15 protein-coding genes, 1 rRNA gene and 3 pseudogenes (1 of these 19 cut by a window edge) are annotated in these 19,070 nt (G+C 30.1%); 3 read left to right on the top strand and 16 right to left on the bottom strand.

All coding sequences use genetic code 11. From position 1 onward, the window contains the following. The 4 genes and pseudogenes from ACQ654_RS24445 to ACQ654_RS24430 all read right to left on the bottom strand — a co-directional run. Positions 1 to 253 (bottom strand): 16S ribosomal RNA (locus ACQ654_RS24445) (it extends 1,269 nt beyond the left edge of the window). A 696-nt stretch (positions 254 to 949) separates the two neighbouring features. Next, positions 950 to 1,729: pseudogene (locus ACQ654_RS24440) on the bottom strand (transposase). 136 nt (positions 1,730 to 1,865) lie between these two features. Next, positions 1,866 to 3,242, bottom strand: a complete 1,377-nt coding sequence (locus ACQ654_RS24435; protein WP_430412958.1) for a serine hydrolase domain-containing protein — start codon at positions 3,240 to 3,242, stop codon at positions 1,866 to 1,868. Next, positions 3,223 to 3,705, bottom strand: coding sequence for a nuclear transport factor 2 family protein (locus ACQ654_RS24430; protein ID WP_430412957.1), 483 nt, complete (start codon positions 3,703 to 3,705; stop codon positions 3,223 to 3,225). Before ACQ654_RS24430 ends, ACQ654_RS24435 begins: the two co-directional genes overlap by 20 nt. Positions 3,706 to 4,179: 474 nt before the next feature. Between ACQ654_RS24430 and ACQ654_RS24425 the strand changes: the two are divergent. Further along, a pseudogene (locus ACQ654_RS24425) lies at positions 4,180 to 4,479 on the top strand (transposase); the annotation flags it as partial. A 109-nt stretch (positions 4,480 to 4,588) separates the two neighbouring features. Here ACQ654_RS24425 and ACQ654_RS24420 read toward each other — a convergent pair. Then, positions 4,589 to 5,671, bottom strand: coding sequence for a hypothetical protein (locus ACQ654_RS24420; RefSeq protein WP_430412956.1), 1,083 nt, complete (start codon positions 5,669 to 5,671; stop codon positions 4,589 to 4,591). 350 nt (positions 5,672 to 6,021) lie between these two features. Here ACQ654_RS24420 and ACQ654_RS24415 point away from each other — a divergent pair. Further along, positions 6,022 to 6,321, top strand: a pseudogene (locus tag ACQ654_RS24415) (transposase); the annotation flags it as partial. Between the two features lie 96 nt (positions 6,322 to 6,417). Here ACQ654_RS24415 and ACQ654_RS24410 read toward each other — a convergent pair. The 7 genes from ACQ654_RS24410 to ACQ654_RS24380 form a co-directional block, all read right to left on the bottom strand. Then, positions 6,418 to 7,749: a serine hydrolase gene (locus tag ACQ654_RS24410; RefSeq protein ID WP_430412955.1), complete on the bottom strand. Its 1,332-nt coding sequence runs from the start codon at positions 7,747 to 7,749 to the stop codon at positions 6,418 to 6,420. Positions 7,750 to 8,167: 418 nt separating this feature from the next. Continuing rightward, positions 8,168 to 9,376: a phospholipase D-like domain-containing protein gene (locus ACQ654_RS24405; RefSeq protein WP_430412954.1), complete on the bottom strand. Its 1,209-nt coding sequence runs from the start codon at positions 9,374 to 9,376 to the stop codon at positions 8,168 to 8,170. A gap of 245 nt (positions 9,377 to 9,621) precedes the next feature. Next, complete coding sequence (locus ACQ654_RS24400) at positions 9,622 to 10,587, bottom strand: hypothetical protein (protein ID WP_430412953.1); 966 nt, start codon at positions 10,585 to 10,587, stop codon at positions 9,622 to 9,624. Positions 10,588 to 10,898: 311 nt separating this feature from the next. Beyond that, a complete protein-coding gene (locus ACQ654_RS24395) occupies positions 10,899 to 11,690 on the bottom strand; it encodes a peptidase MA family metallohydrolase (RefSeq protein WP_430412952.1) in 792 nt (263 codons plus the stop codon). Positions 11,691 to 11,786: 96 nt separating this feature from the next. Further along, positions 11,787 to 12,491, bottom strand: a complete 705-nt coding sequence (locus ACQ654_RS24390; protein WP_430412951.1) for a response regulator transcription factor — start codon at positions 12,489 to 12,491, stop codon at positions 11,787 to 11,789. Positions 12,492 to 12,698: 207 nt separating this feature from the next. Further along, positions 12,699 to 12,992 (bottom strand): hypothetical protein, encoded by a 294-nt coding sequence (locus tag ACQ654_RS24385; RefSeq protein WP_430412950.1) that lies wholly within the window; start codon positions 12,990 to 12,992, stop codon positions 12,699 to 12,701. Next, positions 12,964 to 13,443, bottom strand: coding sequence for a hypothetical protein (locus tag ACQ654_RS24380; protein ID WP_430412949.1), 480 nt, complete (start codon positions 13,441 to 13,443; stop codon positions 12,964 to 12,966). The genes ACQ654_RS24385 and ACQ654_RS24380 overlap by 29 nt, the downstream gene beginning before the upstream one ends. 356 nt (positions 13,444 to 13,799) lie before the next feature. Here ACQ654_RS24380 and ACQ654_RS24375 point away from each other — a divergent pair, with 356 nt between their 5' ends. Continuing rightward, entirely contained in the window at positions 13,800 to 15,482 is a 1,683-nt protein-coding gene (locus tag ACQ654_RS24375) for a hypothetical protein (protein ID WP_430412948.1), read from the top strand. A 645-nt stretch (positions 15,483 to 16,127) separates the two neighbouring features. On the opposite strand, the gene ACQ654_RS24370 is transcribed toward ACQ654_RS24375, so the two are convergent. The 4 genes from ACQ654_RS24370 to ACQ654_RS24355 all read right to left on the bottom strand — a co-directional run bounded on the left by ACQ654_RS24370 (position 16,128) and on the right by ACQ654_RS24355 (position 18,508). Next, positions 16,128 to 16,745 carry a hypothetical protein gene (locus ACQ654_RS24370; protein ID WP_430412947.1) on the bottom strand — a complete coding sequence of 206 codons (618 nt, stop codon included), beginning with the start codon at positions 16,743 to 16,745 and terminating at the stop codon, positions 16,128 to 16,130. A 143-nt stretch (positions 16,746 to 16,888) separates the two neighbouring features. Next, the gene (locus ACQ654_RS24365; protein WP_430412946.1) at positions 16,889 to 17,338 is read right to left on the bottom strand and encodes an HAD family hydrolase; all 450 of its coding nucleotides are present in this window, start codon (positions 17,336 to 17,338) and stop codon (positions 16,889 to 16,891) included. Continuing rightward, positions 17,339 to 17,653 carry a hypothetical protein gene (locus ACQ654_RS24360; protein WP_430412945.1) on the bottom strand — a complete coding sequence of 105 codons (315 nt, stop codon included), beginning with the start codon at positions 17,651 to 17,653 and terminating at the stop codon, positions 17,339 to 17,341. Between the two features lie 189 nt (positions 17,654 to 17,842). After that, complete coding sequence (locus tag ACQ654_RS24355; protein ID WP_430412944.1) at positions 17,843 to 18,508, bottom strand: hypothetical protein; 666 nt, start codon at positions 18,506 to 18,508, stop codon at positions 17,843 to 17,845. Positions 18,509 to 19,070: the final 562 nt, after the last annotated feature.

Below are 19,070 nucleotides of genomic sequence, written 5' to 3'. Positions count from 1 at the left end.
CAACTAACTAATAGAACGCATGACCATCTAATACCGATAAATCTTTAACTATAATCTCATGCAAGATCACAGTACCATGGGATATTAATCCAAATTTCTCTGGGCTATCTCCCTGTATTAGGTAGGTTTCATACGCGTTACGCACCCGTGCGCCGGTCGTCATCTGTAGCAAGCTACAATGTTACCCCTCGACTTGCATGTGTTAAGCCTGCCGCTAGCGTTCATCCTGAGCCAGGATCAAACTCTTCATCGTTGTTTCTTTAATATATCTTCAACTTCAGAAAAATTATCGTATCTCAAAAGATGTCTTTGCTTATGTTTTTATCATTATATCGTTTCCAATATAATTGCTGCTAATCAATATGTCAATGAACTAATATTTTCTCTATTTTCTAAACTTCCTTCCGAAAGCGGGTGCAAATATAAAACCCTTTTTTCATTCCAACAAAACTTTTTGAAGATTTTTTTTTAAAGCTCTTTTCAAACTTTTTGCCTCTATCAAAATATGTCTCAAAAATCAGAACTTACTAAACTAAAACGTTCCCGTTTTTAGCGGATGCAAACATACAACCTTTTCGTAAAACCCAAAACTTTTTTAACCTATTTTTTGAAAAAAATCAAAATCTTAAAAAATCAATATATTATCAGAACTTATTAACTAAATCGTTCCCTCTTTAGCGGGTGCAAATATAAATACCTTTTAATTATACGCAACCATTTTTAAACCTTTTTTTAGTGTTTTTTTAAACTTAAATCATAACAATCTAAATACAAGATATTTGCAACATACTTTTTTTTGAAAATATTTTATATCATCTTCTATAGCGAGCCGCTCAGTGATCAAACTGCGTATATTTTACAACCTTTTAGGGGTAACACAGGTAAAGTTTTAATTTTTAATGAGCCGCTTTGGACTTGCAACAAAAAATTGAACAAAAAGATAAGAGTACTAAGCTACTAATTTTTGTTGCTCCATATTTAGTTCAAATTCCTCTATAGACATCAATCCATGATGTGAGTGCCTTCTTTTTCTATTATACCAAGTTTCTATCCATTTAAATATTGATAATTCCGCTTGATACTTACTATTATATGTGTGTTTATAGATCCATTCTACCTTTAAAGATTTAAAGAAGGATTCCGCTACTGCATTATCCCAACAATTTCCCTTTCTACTCATAGATTGATGTACAAGACCTCTATAACTTTTAAGAATATTAGTAAAATCATAGCTAGCATATTGAGAACCTCTATCAGAATGAAAAATCAAATGCTCTGTAATAGGGTTATTTTTAACAGCCATGTTCCATGCTGGAGTAATAGTATTCTCAGTTTTTAGATCACTACTTACACATCTTCCCAACTGGAAACTTCAATTTATGACGTTTTATAAATTGGTGTTTTTTCTGTCGCTCTTGGAGAAGATGCTGATCGCCTTTTTTAAGATGTCATTTTCTAATTGAAGCTCCCGTAATTGATTTTCTAAGTTTACAATCTCTTTTTCTTGGTCTGTTAATTTTGATTTTCCTTTTCCAGGAAAACTATTCTCACCATAGGTGTCGTATTCTTTACGCCAACACTGTAATACAGAATAAGGGACATTTAATTCCCTGCTAGTTTGATTAATGTTGCCATTGACTTGACTAAGTTTTACCGCTTTTAATTTAAATTCTTCTGTGTAATGTCGTGCTTTTCTTTTGGGCATAATTCTAAGTTTTAATAAGTGAATATAAAACTCTCTTCTTTATGTCCAATCAAATGTAGCTATTCCACTCTATAACGAGAATCAAAAGAAAGACACTCTTAAAAGTGCTAAGAATGTCTCGTTTTTTGTGAAATTATTGGGTTGTGCAACGTTTCTATGTTTATTGTTTTTCTCCAATCAATTCAACTTCGTTATCACTTGATAGAAATTGCATTTTCATTATATTATTCTCTTTAACAAACTTGAAGTATAGTTCAAAAGGTAATGGATAGAATTGATCTTTAGACATTGGATATAATTTTACTTTTGGAAAAACATCACTATCCGTATATAAATCATTCCCATTAAGGTAAAACCGTATTGAAAACCCGCGATTTGTTTTATAAGTTCCTGCATATTCATTAAGAACGCTGTCACTCAAATTAATAGTTTTCGGAATTTTATTTTCCCAATGTAATCCTTCGATAATTTCTTTTCCATTTACAACTATTTCCTTTACAATCGAATTGGTAATACTAGCACCATTATCACTGTTCACAAAAATGACAATACCATTTTTACTTTTTGGTAGAAGAATTAATGTAGTAACAACACCCGGATCACCTCCATCGTGGTTTAAAATGTATTCACCATTACTCAATTTATCATACACCACCCAGCCCAATCCTTGATTTAATTTATCATTAATTGCAGATTGTGGTTTTATCATCTCATCGTATAGAGATCCATCAACTACTTTTTCATGCATGATAGCATTACCAAAAAGCAATAAATCTTCAACCGTTAATAGCATATCATCTGCTGCATTAATACTTTCTGTTTTATAGTTTATTGGATGTAAATTTCCTTTCGTATCATACCATTTTGCAAACCTTAGGGTGTCATTGTCTTTTAACCAACTCATCGTGGCATCTTTCATTTTTAAAGGTTTAAATATCAAAGAATCAACAATATGCTCTAAGCCAATTTTAAATTTATTTTCAATGGAATGTCTTAAATATTCCATTCCTTCACCAGAATACTGAAACTTGGTTCCTGGTTTAAAATTGAAAGTTAATTTTCCATTTTTTTCATCCCACCTCCAGTTTTTAAAACCTGTAGTATGTGATAGGCAGTGTCTTGTAGTAATTAATTTTGAATATTTGTTCTGTTCTACATCAGGGTCTGTCCAATAATGAAAAAGAGGTTCATCTAGATCCCAATCTCCATTAGCCACTAGTTTTAAAATTGTTGCCGATACTACAGGTTTTGTAATACTTGCGATATTGAAAATTGTGTTTTGTGGAGCTTTAGATCCTTTTTGATGTTCTCCATAAACTTTTACAAATTCAATTTTGCCATTCTTTATAATCCCAACTCCTACAGCTGGCGCGAGATAATCACTCATAAGTTGAGGAACAAGACTATCTAATGTTTCTTTGTAATTTGACTTGTATATATTTTTTTTCGTAGTTTTTTTTGAACTATTAAAACAACTAGCAAGCAATAAAAAAGTCAAGTAAAACAGGTAAGTAATTTTAATTTCTGGCTTCTTCATGATCATAGCTTATAACTCGTTTTACAATCCATGTATTGTCTTTTCTTTCCCATACAGTTATGAATTTTGCCCTTTCAACTTTTTTACCATCCACATAAAATTCATGTACTCCTGTTTGTACAGCTCCATAATCACCTAAAATATGTGCTGAAGAATTAACCAATTTTCTAGTAATAGAGACTGGTTTAGAGCATCTATCATTAAAAGATGCAACTTCCTTTTCAAACAATACGTTTAAACCAGATCGATCATCATAAAACTCTAAATCTGAAGACATGATTTTTTTATAAAGTTCCAAATCACATTTGTTAAATGCTACATTAAATAGTAAACTATCCATTTTCGTAATTTGATGTTCTAAGGAACTTTTGGATTTTAAGCCATCCTTGTCTTGCGAAAAAAGAGGATTTGAAAATAGAATAAAAAGTAGTAAATATCGAGGGAAGAATTTTAATGTTTTCATTGTCTTAGTTATTTTTATTTAGGTTTTATATAATCAAGACGATTAATCTATATAATTGTTACGTTGTAGGTGTGTTTTAATGTTGCACAACGGCTAGTATATGAAAAGTAGCGCGAAAATAAGTTGTTACTTTTCGGATAAACACAAGCCGAATTTTTAAATTTTGCTATTTATATTTTTCATTGGAAATCGTCAAATTTAAAAATTTAGCGACTTTACAAAAATGCCATAGCCTTAGTGTTAGCAACGACTTTCGCTATTTTTTATATACATTGTGCCTGTTGCACAAGTCTAAGATATTGATAAATTTCTTATCTTGAATAATGCAAGGCAAGAAAATATATCAAGAAAAATTATTCAATAATTTTCGTTTAAGTGATCGCGTTCCCAAAGAGAACTTTTATCGTCGTTTATTAGCAGAATTAGACTTCACTTATTTGTATGAACTTACCAAAAGATATTATGGATATTGTCAGAGTCAATAGCAAACAAGGGCGTTATATGAAGAGGAAACGGCAAAGCACGGTAGAACCTGTTTTTGGAACACTAAAGGAATATATGGGACTTAGAAAGGTGAACACTTTAGGCATTAAACAAGCAAACAAAATAATGCACTTGGTTGCAATTGCCTATAATTTAAAGAAATACCTGAAATTCGTTACAAAAACGGCAAAAAGTGGAGCAAGATCACTTGCTCTTATCATTTTTAAAATAAAGTCACTATTTGGTAATGATAGCTTGATTTTAAGCGGTGTTCATTTTAGAATTCAATAGTAAAACTCAAAAGAAAGATATTCTTAAAAGTGCTAAGAATGTCTCGTTTTTTGTGAAATTATTGGGTTGTGCAACGGTTACCATTGTTGTACCCAGTGCTTCTTTTATCTTATTCATTCGAAAAACAAGGAATAACATCTTCTTCAAAGTAAGGTTTTTGATTTACCCAAAACATATAGCTGACCTTCAAAAAATCTCTTGCAAAAGCATTTAACATTGGAACAAGGGTTTTCCTATCTTTCTTGCCTTTATCTCTATTTTCTTCATAATCTTTATCAGCACCCGTTTTACTTATATAATTTCCGTCTTGAATTGCAATTCCAAGAGGAACTGTAAATTTCCCTTCGTGCATTTGTGCAAGAGCGTGATTTAATTGCCCTTTTCTAGTTACCATTAAATCAGGTCCGCCAAGTCCTACACCAATGTCTTGTCCGTATTTGTAAATACTTTTTAAATATCCTTTGTCGTCAAATGGTAGCCATTCTCCAGGAATAAAATTAGCATATATCATCGTTGTTACATTTGGGAATGCTTTTTTAACTGCTAACATATTGTTTTTAATTCCCTGAAGATAAGTTGCTTCAGTAAAACTAGAATTTGTTTTAATACTAACTCCAATAGCTGTCTCCTGAAGATTAATTCCTTCTATTTCCTTATTAAACTCGTTTCCTAATGCCATAAGTAATATCGCAAAACGTTCTTGTACTTTTTTATTCCATCTTTTAGCTGTCCAACCTTCGGGTTCTCCATCATCATTATATTGAAAAACTGCACCTCCATCATATTCATCAGTCAACAAATAATTAGGAACAGCTTTATATCTTTTATCAAATGTGACGTCTTGCAACTGAATGAAAAGTTTTTTTCCATATTTTTTTAGATAGGCTATATCTTCTTTAATTATAGAAAAGTCATACTGTCCTTTTTTCGGTTCTAATTCTTTCCAAGAATACATTATCTGTGCTCCTTGAAACCGAGTCATGAATAATAATGGGTGCTTTACAATCAACTCCCTATCTCTTGAGAAATATACAAAGTAACGAATACTATCTTGAGGTATTGGACAAGTGAAATTGATATATTTTTTATAAGCATCCTTATATTTTTCGGATGGATTTTTCCAATTCTGTGCATTTAATGATACACATATAAATAATAATATAGTAGAAATAAAAAACTGTTTTTTTCTCATATAGAAATTCTGTTTTCACATTGGAGCTAACGTTCTAGTGTATGATTTCGTTGCGTGTTTAAGCACTAAAGTTAGCAAATAAATCACAGATAGAAAGTCCGCGAGAATTTTCGTAAGTAGGCTAGAAACAAACAATTAATTATACACGGTGTGCCTGTTGCACAAGTCTAAGATATTGATAAATTTCTTATCTTGAATAATGCAAGGCAAGAAAATATATCAGGAAAAACTATTTGGTAATTTTCAGTTAAGTGATCGCGTTCCCAAAGAGAACTTTTATCGTCGTTTATTAGCAGAATTAGACTTCACTTATTTGTATGAACTTACCAAAAGATATTATGGATATTGTCAGAGTCAATAGCAAACAAGGACGATATATGAAAAAGAAACTGCAAAGCACGGTATAACGCGTTTTTGGAACACTAAAGGAATATATGGAACTCAGAAAAATCAACACATTAGGAATTAAACAAGCTAATAAAGTCAAGCACATGGCTGCTATTGCTTATAACTTAAAGAAATACCTGAAATTCGTTACAAAAACTACAAATAGTGGTGTAGGCTCACTTACTTTACTAATTTCAAATATAAAGTCACGATTTGATAACTATAGCTGGATTGTAAGCAGTGTTCATTTTAGAATTCAATAGTAAAACTCAAAAGAAAGACATTCGTAAAAGTGCTAAGAATGTCTCGTTTTTTGTGAAATTATTGGGTTGTGCAACGGTTACCGGTGTTGCCATTAGTTACTTTTCTGCTACCATTTTTTCAATGCGTTCAATCATTATTTTAGCATTATTATTATTAGGATTCAATTCTATAGATTTTTTATAATTCTCTTTAGATAATTCAAATTGTTCGTTTGAAAAATAGCCTTCGGCTAAACTATCAAAAGCATTATAGGAATTAGGATATAATTCAACATTTAGTTTAAAAATTTCGATAGCAATATCAACTTTATTTTTTCTTAATAAATTGTAAGCAAGTCTGAGTATGTTATTTTCTTCAATACTGTAATCAATTTCATTATTGGTAATTTTGTTTTTGATATTATTTATCAAATCTGCTGTGCCCTTTGTCATCAAATGAGTTAATATTACGTTGGCAATAGGTATTCGAGGTTTTTGGTATTTAGATTTTTCTAGAATATCGTCAACCGATTTAGTCAATTCATTCATAGCTATCTTTGCACCATTATTCGTTAAGAATATATAGTCATAACCATCTGTTAAATTTTTCTTTATCAAAGACCTGTAGCTTTCTACTGTTCCATCGTGTTGAACGTATTTTGTCTTTCCCTTACTTGTTAACATCCAGCCAAAGCCATATCCATATTCCTGACCACTCATTTGTATAGATATTGGGCTTTTGAGTAATTTACCATTTGTAAACGCTTTATTAAGTGTTTCTTTTGAAACTAGTTTATCAGTATTTAAAGCTTTGTTCCATTTTTCTAAATCGTTTAGGGTTGAATAAATTCCGCCTGGTCCAATTACTGACGATTTGTAACCAACATTTTCCCCCAATAAATTATAACCCTCAACTTTTTTTGAAACGTTTTGTACAAAAGCTTTTGTAGCTGTCGTATTTTTCATTTCTAGTGGTTTAAAAATCTCTTGATTGAAGAATTGGTCAATTGGTTTTTCTGATACTTTTTCAATGATTAATGCCAGTAGTACATATCCTGAGTTACTATATCTAAACGTGCTACCATTTTCAAGTTCGAGTGAATCTTGTTTCATAAGAATTTCAAGTACATCTTCATTACTCGGGTTGATTAACTTATAATACTCCGTGTCAGAAACACCAGAGGTATGGTTTAAAAGTTGCCTTATCTTTATATTATTTAAATATTCAGGATAATTAGGTAAAAAGTCTTTGATTTTGCTGTCAAAAGATAATTTTCCTTTTTCTTTCAAAATCATAATACCCATTGCAGTAAATTGCTTAGAAACTGATGCTATGTAAAAAACTGATTCAGGTGTTATTTTTTCCTTCGTTTCTTCGTTCGCATATCCAAAAGATTTCTTGTAAATGATTGAATCGTTTTTAGAAACCAAAACAGTTCCATTAAACATTCCATTCGAATGGCTAAAATTGAATAATGAATCGAGTTGTTGGTTCTTAACACTTGTTTTGTTTGGTTGATTTTTTGAATTATTCGAGCAGGAAGTGAAAATTGATAGGACAAATAATAAACTGTAAAATTGATGTTTCATTTAATATGTTTTCTCTAAAGACGATAAATTTTCTCGATTGTGACGATGTTTTTTCATAATTAATGGCAACGTCTCTGTATATGGCTCATAGCGTGAAAATTAGCAAATAATTTTCGGTTAAGGACGAGCCGAATTTTTTAATTTTTCTTATTATCTTTTTTCTCAATAAGCCAAATTAAAAAATTTGGCGGACTTGCAAATACACCTTAACTTCGATTAAGCAACTTACTAACTATGAGGTATTTACGTTGTTTTACGCCGTTTTTTCCGCTGTTTGTTAATTCAATTCGTATCCTAAAATTCTAACAGCATCATCGGCTTTGTCATTTCTAATTGGATATTTTTTTGGTTTTGTCCAACCATTTAATTCTTGTACTCCAGAATTTACTAATCTCTTTAATTTATATTCTGGGTTTTTAATCAAGTTATGAATTTTCAAATCCATTTCATCATTTGAATGAATTAGATATTTTAAGGATTTTCGTATTCGAGGCATTCCATTTTCTGCAATAAATAAGTCGTCTGCGTTAAACCTTTGAATTGGCATATTCGATGAATGTAAACCTCCAAAAATTTCTCTTGCTTGACTTTCCGTTAAGCTGTCAATATTTTTCTTTGATAGATAAACTTTGTAAACATCTTTTGACAAATTAGCCATATAATTTGGATAATTATCTTCATCAAATTCCCGATGCCATTTTATGTAATCTTTAAAGAGTTTTGGAATTATCTGTTTTTGATTTTTTTCCGTCAGAGTTATACCAGTTTCTTTATGCCAAAAGGCTTTTATATAGTGCCAAAAATGGTCTAAAATCAAATATGATGGAATATTGGGATGTTCTTTTTCGGCAATGTCTTTTACTAACTCTCTAATTTCATCGACTATTCCCCAATAAAAAAAATACTGTTTAGCAATTTTTGTTATTCTCGGTTTTTTATTTCTTTTGGTTCTGTTTGCAGTTGTCTTGTTTTTAAATCTTTTAAGTTCTGCGTTGTCTTTTTTCTGTCTTTTCTGCCAATTTTTATAGAGAAGTTCATAATTGTCAAGGTCAGTTGGTTGAAGTAGATTGGAATTTTCAATTAAATCATCAAAATGTTTTTCAAGTCCTTTTAAAATCTTGGGGGCTTCTGTATAAATATTTGTTTCGGTATTTTTTTCCAAACCACCTGAAGTAAAATTTGAAGAACCAATTATTGCTCCGATTTTATAACCATCTTTATAAAATACGATGAACTTTGAATGAAATTCATCGCCTAAAAAACTTATCTCAACATTACTTGCTGATTGCAATTTTTTGAGTGAGTAAAAACTTGTTGGTGGTCTTAAAGACACAAGTAAATTTACTTGAATTTCGTTTTCACTCCATTCTTTTATTAAGTCACTTTCTGTAAAAAAGGCAGTAGCAATGTCAATTTGGTCAGATTGATTTCCTAATCTTTCAACTTCGTGTTTAAGGTTTTTCGTTGGTCGGTTGGTAATTATCATTCTATTTTTCAGAAATGTTCAATATTAGCACGATGTTTTTTCAAATGGCACACAACGTCTCTGTATATGGCTTGTAACGTGCAAATTATGAAATTATTTTCGGATTAAGCACGAGCCGAATTTTTTATTTTTCTTATTATTTTTTTTCTCAATAAGCCAAATTAAAAAATTTGGCGGACTTCGCAAATAAGCCTGAACTTTCGATTAATCAACTTACTAACTATTAGGTATTTACGTTGTTTCGCCTAGTTATTTTTCATTAATTTCTCTATCCAATTAAAGCAATCTTGATTGTCCATAATACTCCAAGAATGAGGGTTTTTAGTTCCATCCAATTTTAATCCTTTCCCCATTGTAATAATAACATTAGCGTCTTTATTTCCCATAAGCTTTAAATCATTTATCATTGCTACAATATCTGTCCCATTCCAATCATAAAGGTCTCTCCGTCTTTCATTCATTAACCAATTAACATCTAAATCCGTGTACATTCTAATTGGTATGTCTTTTAAGTATTCTGCGTTTCCACCATTTTCTGCTCCATTTGAATAAATTGATGCCTCAATATATTTTTTAGGAAATTCTTTTGGTGAACCGCCATAAATCTCATTATAATTATTCATCATCCATTTTGCTTCCCCAACTCCAAGTTCTGAAAAATTCCTTTTAATTTCTCTTTCACAATATTCATAAAAATGTGCTTTATCCAAAGGCACATCAAGTCCAAAAACTCCTTTAGGTTTTAGATAGGTTTTCTTTTTGTCTTTTACAGATTGTTGTGCGTAAACTAATGAAATCATTCCTCCGTTTGATAATCCACCAAGTACAAAATTCTCTTTTGAGATATTATGTTTTTCGGCAGTTTCTTTGAATATTGTATTTAAAGTCTCTATCTCAACTTCTCTGTTTTCAGTTCCCCAATTTATCGAAGGAATAATTGTTGCAATTCCATTATCAAAAGCTAGTTTTGGAAGAGAAATTTGTTTTAGTAAATCCTGTGTAGTTTCCCCTCCAGATGGGAAAATCACTATTGCACCTTTAATCTGTCCTTTGGGTATAAGTTTTAAATAATAGAGTTCATTACTTTCTCCGTCATTGATATATAAATTTGATGTATCAGGACTCGTTAAAATCACTTTTTCAAAATCTTGACTACTACAAGAAATAGTTGTCAGAAGAGAAAAAAGCAATATGATTTTATATCTGTTCATTGGTTTGTTTTAATTAGGCACAACGTTGTTGTATATGGTTTGTTGCGTGTTTTAAGCACGTAATTTAGCAAATAAAAACCAAATATAAAATCCGCGAGGATTTTCGTAAGTAGGCTAGAACTAGCAATAAATTATATACGGTGTGCCTGTTGCACAACTATCTTTTTTAAAAATACTTCTAATTTTTGAACAAAATAGAAAATATTTTATACTTAAAATCAGTTAGTTATGTTTTAAGGGGAATGAAAATTATGAGGTTTAAAGAATATTTTGAGTTGTGGAACAGCCACCGGTGTTGTAGGTAGTTATTTTTAACATTCTCCGTTATTAAATTCCTCCCATTTAAATTCAATTTCAGTTGGGTGTTTTTTATTTACAAAATCAGATAAATATATTTCTAATTGCCCATTATTAAAACCATAAATTGATTCTAATTCGTTGAATCCATTTTTCCATAATAATTTGAATTTATCTAAACCGTAATTATCAATCAGATACTTGCATATAAAAGCACTTTGTAAATAAGCTACCATTTCAGGATATCCATAAAAATTTTCAGCAAGATTGTTCATAGCTATCAACTTTTCACTTTGCAATAAGTATTTATAGATTTCTGATAAGGAATAGTTAGAACAAACTGTACTAGAATATGTAGCAAACCCTTCATTCATCCATGTGGATGAAAAAGGGGGAACCCCCCATTTATACATTGTAATCATATGCATCATTTCGTGCTTTATAGGCGATTCTTCTTCATCTAGTATTGTAAATAAAGTATTTCTATTTGGAAAAGCCAAGCCTCGAGCTTCCATCCCAGCAAATTTCAACATTTGTTTTCTAGTCTCAACAAATTCAACATCCATTTTATTTGTAAAATAAGTTTCGTTAATAAGCTCTAGATTTTCAATAATGTAAATTTGACACTCTTTAATTACAGCATTTCTTTTATCAATATCAACCCCAGAAGGGAAGTGGTATGTTATGTTATCAACTGTTTTACTCTCTCTTATAATTTTTGACCATTCTCCTTTTTCTTCTGAGTTATTTAAACAACTCACTATAAAAATACTAAATAGAATGATTACTTTTTTCCTTAACTTCATTTTGGATAACATTTATTAATTAATAATTCTACAAATGAAAAAAAAATCATTGTTTATAATGTCTTTAAAAGTATGATTTAGGTACTAGTACAGGTATTATTTTTGAAATTTGGTTATTAAGTCTTTTCTATTAGAAATATTTAACTTGTTGTAAATGTTAGTAATATGTGTTTTTACAGTATTTAAACTAATGAATAATTCTGCAGCAATTTCTTTATTACTTTTACCACTTAAAATAAGGTTTTTTATATTTTTTTCTTGTACGCTAAGTTCTTCAATTTTTAAAATCTTTTTTTGATACTTAGTTAGGTAAGTTTTATAAAATAGAATCAAAGCTATTATTCCTAGGATAAAATTTATGATTACGCTTATTGTGTATTTATTTTTAATTCTAATTAAATTGTAATTGTTCAATTCTTTTTCCAAAAAGAAATATTCAGTATTGTTTATTTTACTAGATTTTAATTCATCAAGTAGTCGTATGTAATAATCTGAATTTAATAAAATATCTTTTTGAAGTAATTTTTTTTCTTTTAATTCCTTTATGCTGAGTAATTTTATAGCTAAAGTTTTTAAAGAATCTTTAGAGTAAATTCTCATTTTATTTAAGTATTCTTCTGATGTTACAGATTTTAAACTTTTTTTAAAATTATTGAATTTTTGTTTTTCATTGCTAACTAAATTCACATTTTGATTAATATTATCTGTATTTGATGATTCTTCTATAGCTATATTTTCTGTATTATCTTGCCCAAATAGTTTAAAGCCAATAAGAATTATTAGTAAAATATATTTTTTCACTTTATCTATAATTTTTTAATTAAATGTATTTTTTCAAGGACGTGTTATAATTACCTACAACCTGTTCGTGTATGGTTAGTTGCGTGGAACTAAGTTAGCAAAAGAAAACGAACCAGAGGAAAATCCGTAGGATTTTCCGAGTACACACAGAACAAGCAATTGGTTATACATGTCTTAAGTTTACAATTGATTAAATTAGATACTAAATCAGAAAGAACAAAAGAGGGAAATAAGATTAATATACAGGGTGAAGCTATAGACTTCGACAACATTGATAATCCTCTCTCTTTTACTACTTAAACTTCGTTCAGTTATTTTTTCAGATTTGAAAGCTTGCAGTTCATCAATCCACTTATTTGAAATAAGTTCTAAACTCAATAAAACAGGAAATTCTGTTCTGATTTTTTTCGGCAAATTTCTTGAGCAATAAATAATAAAGTTTGGCGCCATTTCAAGAACAACTTCCTCATTTTTATTTAACGCTTCCATCCATCTTCCCATTCAGATTGAGTTTTATTATTTTATTCAGTTCGTCAGTCCCATTTCGTTCAATCAAATCATATGAATTTTCGGTTAAATAATTTCGGTCAGCTCCATTTTCGAGTAACCATTTTATCATTTCAATATTCAATGTATTAATAAAGGTTACAATTGCAATATTTAATAACATTCCGTTATTTACGTTTATGTCAACTCCTTTATCGATTGCATACTTTAATCCGTTCAATTCGTTATTATGAGCCGTGAAGTAAACACCTTGATAATCGTAATTTGAGAAGCTCGCTCCCAATTCAAGCAAATAATCGGCTGTTTCAATTCTAGAGTAGGCGATTGCATTTTCAAGAGCAACATCTAATTCAAGTTGTGAATATCCAGCATCTAGTATTTTTTTCAATTCAGTTAGATTACCGTCACCTGCCAATATTTCTATTTGAGTTTGTCTATTTTTCACAGTTTTTCATAAATGACACACAACGGTTTGTATAAGCGTAGTAGCGAAATCTAAAGTCTTAATTTTTTGAGTTATAACTACACTTTGATAAAGACACAAAATTTGGATTGAAGCACTAAACAGCTATTACGCTTATATTTTGTTATGCCCTTTTTCTTGTACTGCCAATCATCTTTCTTGTGACTAAAAATCTAATCCTTATTACATTTTCTCAAAATTGAGTCCATCGTTTCCTCACTTTTGAATTGTAAATCAAAAAAATATTCGATTGAGTAGCTAATATCAAATTTTGATTTCAAAGGCGGAATCTGAAAAGCCTATTTTAAAAAGAGTAGGAAAATTAAAAGAAATAAATGATGGAAAAATATGCACAATTATCAAGCTTGAAGTTTGATGGGATGTTAGGCGAACATTCAGCCAAGGCAGGAATATTCCCTATAAATTCTCCGAGAACTGCAGACTTTATTGATCTGATCGGAAAGAAGAATGGTTTTCAAACTTTATTGGACGTCGATACTGTTAAAAATAAACTAGAACCTTATCAAGATAAGTTGTTTAATTGGTTAAATGAATCATCTGATAATGCTGTCAAATTCGTGAAGCATCCACTCGAATCTCTTGAAAGTGCTGGTATTAGGCTTTCAGAAAATGAGCTCAATGAACTGGTTAAAGTTGGAGAGCAATTGAAAAATGTTTTCGTCTCTGAAAGACCATCTAAAGGTATAGACTTGACTAGTAAAAAAATACAAGAATCACCATTAAATATAGTTAATGATAACGTTACAGTTGATACAAAAGGATGGGATATGATTGCTGCAATAACTCAAACAAGTTTAAATGAAAACCTATTGTCAGCATTTAATCAAGGTATAATTCCAAAAAAAATTGATTCAGAAATAGATTTTGGTGGGAAATCAAATCTCAATTGTGAAATAGGAGTCCCTACCATGGATTTAGCAGGAGTAACTACAGATATTGCAAATGCTGAAATACCGATAGTAAGTGGGAAGTTCAAAGCTGCTAATTTTCCAGAGTTTGATTTGACTGGTGCACAAATAACAATTAGTGCAGCTGTCAAACAAGTTGAATTAACTGTTGAAGGTAAAAAACAAATAAAAGTTTATTTAGATTTGTTAAATGATCAGGCTGTTTATTCGGTTAAAGTTACTGGATTAAGTAATCCAACCCAACAGGTGATACTGAATGCTTTAATAACTTTGGCAATGACCAAATTAAAAGAAGATTCGTATTTCTTAGGTACAGTAGATCTAGAAGGAGTCGATGTCCCTGATTATTTTTTACCCAAAAAAGTTGCTTTCACAATGGTTCCTGGGGCTAATAAAGAACCCGATATTAATGCGTTATTGATATTGATTCAAACAACTGGTAATGGAGGTAGTAAAATATTTGAATCGTCAACAATACCATCAGGACAGAAGTCTTCCATGCTACTTTCAAATAAGAGGTTATTACTTAACCTTGTTGGGGATCAATTGAAAGCAAATATTCCAAATAGTAATTTTAATTATTCACCGAATAACCTAACCCTACAAAATAGTATCCCTTATGAAGGTTATACTTTAAAAGGACTTTCAGTAAATGTTGCAAATAATAAAATTAGCATGTTGTATGACATTGCCGCTTATGGGCAATTTGGGGGAGGTATCAATATATATGTCAAAGCTCCAGCGGATATACAATTGTCAATCCAAACAAAAGATGGTAAACAACAAATAGTCACAAACACAACTACTCATGATACCGATAATTCATGGACCTTAGAGTGGTGGGTTTATGCTGCAATAGCAGCATCTGGAGGAACTTTACTTGGAATAATTGGACCAATTATAGCGGCAATAGTAGCAATAGTCATAGCATCTGTAGCAGCAAGTGTAGGTGGGGATAGAGCAAAAAACGCTCTTACTCAAAAATTAGATAGTGCAATTAAACCGATAAATTGGCCAGCAGGTAAGCTATATGAACTTACGGGAGTAAATTTACCTAATAGTTTACAAATAACAGGAACTCCCACAATTTAATTTAATGAAGAATAATCTTTAAACAAGATTATTCTTCATCTTGATTCTCATTTAGAGCAGGTCAAAATTGGGTACAACGATAAGAATAAGTTGTGTTTTTTAATGCAGATTTACACAATGTTATGTATATGTTTATTTGCGTTCTTAATAGAACTAAATTACAACTTAAATTTAAGCAAAAAAACAGGAGTTCAAAAAAGAGCCATAATGAGCATTAAAATCCGTTTGAAATGAAAAAAAAGATGCGCTTTATATTTGTATAAGGCGTGCCTTTTTTAGTACTTATAACTTTAGATTTCATCGTTTTTTTATAAGGAGTTGATTTTGTCAAATAAATCTACTACCTTAATTCAAGTTTTTGAGTACATTAACAATGTTTGAAAGAACTGTCTTTCACAGTGTAACTGACAAAAACTTAAATGAAAATCTATTGATTTTAAAAACTACATAAAATCGTTCCAAAATCTCTTTTCTAACGGATGTCTCCGATTCTTTTTTGAATTATATATAACGTGTTTGTGTATGGTTAGTTGCGTGGTTAAGCAACTAAGTTAGCAAACATTTACGAACCCGTGAAAATTCCGCAGGAATTTTCGCAAGTAAGCACGTAAAAAGCAATTAATTATACACGGTGTTGGCAAATCGTTATTTTTTTTTCCATTTAACTCCGCTCCAAACAATTCCTAATGAGACTAAAATTAACGCAAAATTTCCAAAATTAAATTTCTCATCTGTAAACGATTTGTAAATTGTTCCAATCACAAATAAAACCGATATAATCACAGCAAAGTAATATCCTTGTTTAGATTCGAAAAACGATTTTTTTCTTTCTATTTGTCCGTTATTATATTTCGAGAGTTTTGAGTCAATATTATGACATAAATTCACAAACTGTTCGGAATTGCAGAAATTATCATTCGAGCTTATTCGTAAAGTTTTTCCATTTTTGAGCTTAAATTTTATTCCAGCTCCTTTCATCCAATGAATTTTATAATATTCTAAATTTTTAAAATCGATATTTTTATTATTCCATTCCAATTTATTTGATGTTAATTCAAAATCTGAAATTTTTACTATAAACTTCTTTTTAAATATATAGAAATAAACTCCAGCAAGAACAATAGCTAAAATTCCTTTTAGTAACCCAAAATTCATAATTCTATTCAACACGAATATTATTCCAGAAAATACGGCTACTGTTGAAACAAGTAAGAATAGTAATTCAAATTGGTTTGTATATTCAACATTTTCGTATTTCCGCATTGTTTTGTGTAATGTTTGCCAACGTTTATGTATATGAAATGTTGCGTGTTTGTGTGCGAGGATTTTCCGAAGGAAAATCAGAAGCTAGCAAACGAGCAACTAACATTGGTTTAGGTAAAACTAGCAATTTTTTATATACTGTGTTACCCAACGTTTTTTATTCCGCTTTTTATTTTTTCAATCCAATTTTTATCAGTCGGTTCGACAATAATTGCTTTAAAATTTAATCTTTCACTCTCGATTCCAACACCTTTTAAATCGTCAATATGTAAGTCAAAATCAAATGCTGGTGGAAACTTGGATGAGTTAATATTCCGAGATTTTAAAACTTTTCGATTTTCTTTTTCGTTTACAATTCGGCTGACTTTTATTCCGTAATATTTTAAAGTCAATCGTATTTTTCTTTTAGTTCTAAATGATGTTGTATAAATATGAATTTTATGTCCTTTATTTTGCAAGTCCAAAATTAATTCGGACGTTCCTTTTCGTATTTCCTCAATTCCGAACAGTTTTGCAATTCCGCTTCTGTTTTCAGTTTCAAACTCCATTCCGTTTGGAATTAATGTACTGTCAAGGTCAAAACTTATATTCATTTAATCAATAGTTTGATTCATTGCAATTGTCATCATTATTCCAATGTATAAAAATGGGATAGCACTTAAAAAAATCCAAATCAGATTATTTTTCAGTTCGGATTTATGTTTTGAAATCAAAAGTATTGTGTTTATTAATGACCATAAGATTCCACCATAAAAAACAAGTAAGGAAATCATACTTCCATATTGGTAAATCCAAGTTCCTCTGTATGGTTGCACTAAATATTTTAAAAGCATTGCACTTAAGCAAATTCCGATTATTAAAATTCCGCTTTTTTTAGTCCAATTTATATTTTGAAGTGTAATGTTCAATTTTTTTATCAAATGTTGGATAACGGACTTGTGTATGGAACGTAGCGTGCAAAAAGACACTAAATTTTCGGGTTAACACAGAGCCAAATTTTTATATTTTGTTTTTAATTTTTCTCTTTTTAAAAGCCAAATTAAAAATTTGGCGGTCTTTATAAACAAGCACAAACCTTTCGGCTAAGCACTTATTAGCTATGTTTTATACACCGTGTTGTAGTGCGTTTTTATTTCATTCATTAAGTCATTATACGAATAATTTGTATTCGCTTGAATCACTTTCTCAATTCTGTTTGGCTCTACATTTTTGAATAAGAGAATCTCATAGTCTTCAAAGACAAATTCCATAAAGTCAGGATTGTCAAAAAAGTCCTTTTCCGCCTTTTTGGGGTTCGATTTTATCAACTTTAATCCTGATTCAATTATTTTTTTGTCATCTGATTTATAAATTCCGTCTTTATCTAAATAATTAGAGTCATCTATCGTATTCCCTATTCGCCAAACTATTGTCTGTTCGTAATCACGCTTTAGTTTTTTTAAATCGGCAAATACGGATTTTGGATTGTTAGACAATATTTCATTCAGATTATATCTTTTTTTCGATATGACTTCAAAATCATCATCATATTCTGTATGAGTATCAATACACCAATGACTGTGAATTAAAGGAAAATCATTTTTTTCTAGTTCAAATATGATTCCGATATATTCAGTGTCGTTTAATAAAAAGTCCAGCCACCAACGATTTAAGTTTTTAAAAGGCGTAAGAATTGAACAAGAAATCCAAGTATCAGATATTAGAATTCCTTTTTCTAAAATCTGACTTTTATTTTCTTTTGGTGTCCAATGTATAACTTTCATTTTTTTGTTTTCAAATGCACTACAACGTTAAGTGTAAACTGCGTTTTAATGCAGATTTACACAATGTTATATATATGTTTTTTGCGTTCTTTATTGAACTAAAATACAACTTAAATTCAAGTAAAAAACAGGAGTTCAAAAAAGAGCCCAAATGAGCATTAAAATCCGTTTGAAATGAAAAAAAGGATGCGCTTTATATTTGTATAAGGCGTGCCTTTTTTAGTACTTATAACTTTAGATTTTATATAGTTTTTTTATAAGGAGTTGATTTTGTCAAATAAATCCACTACCTTAATTCAAGTTTTTGAGTACATTAACAATGTTTGAAAGAACTGTCTTTCACAGTGTAACTGACAAAAACTTAAATGAAAATCTATTGTTTTTAAAAACTACATAAAGTCGTTCCAAAATCTCTTTTCTAACGGATGTCTCCGATTCTTTTTTTGAATTATATATAACGGTCTTGTATATGGCTCGTAGCGTGCAAATTATGAAATTATTTTCGGATTAAGCACGAGCCAATTTTTTTTATTTTTCTTATTAATTTTTCTCAATAAGCCAA

The sequence above is a fragment of the Kordia sp. genome (genome assembly GCF_965283645.1).
Lineage (GTDB): Bacteria > Bacteroidota > Bacteroidia > Flavobacteriales > Flavobacteriaceae > Kordia.
Note: the sequence above shows the minus strand (reverse complement) of the source record. Positions and strands in the feature narration are given on the sequence as shown.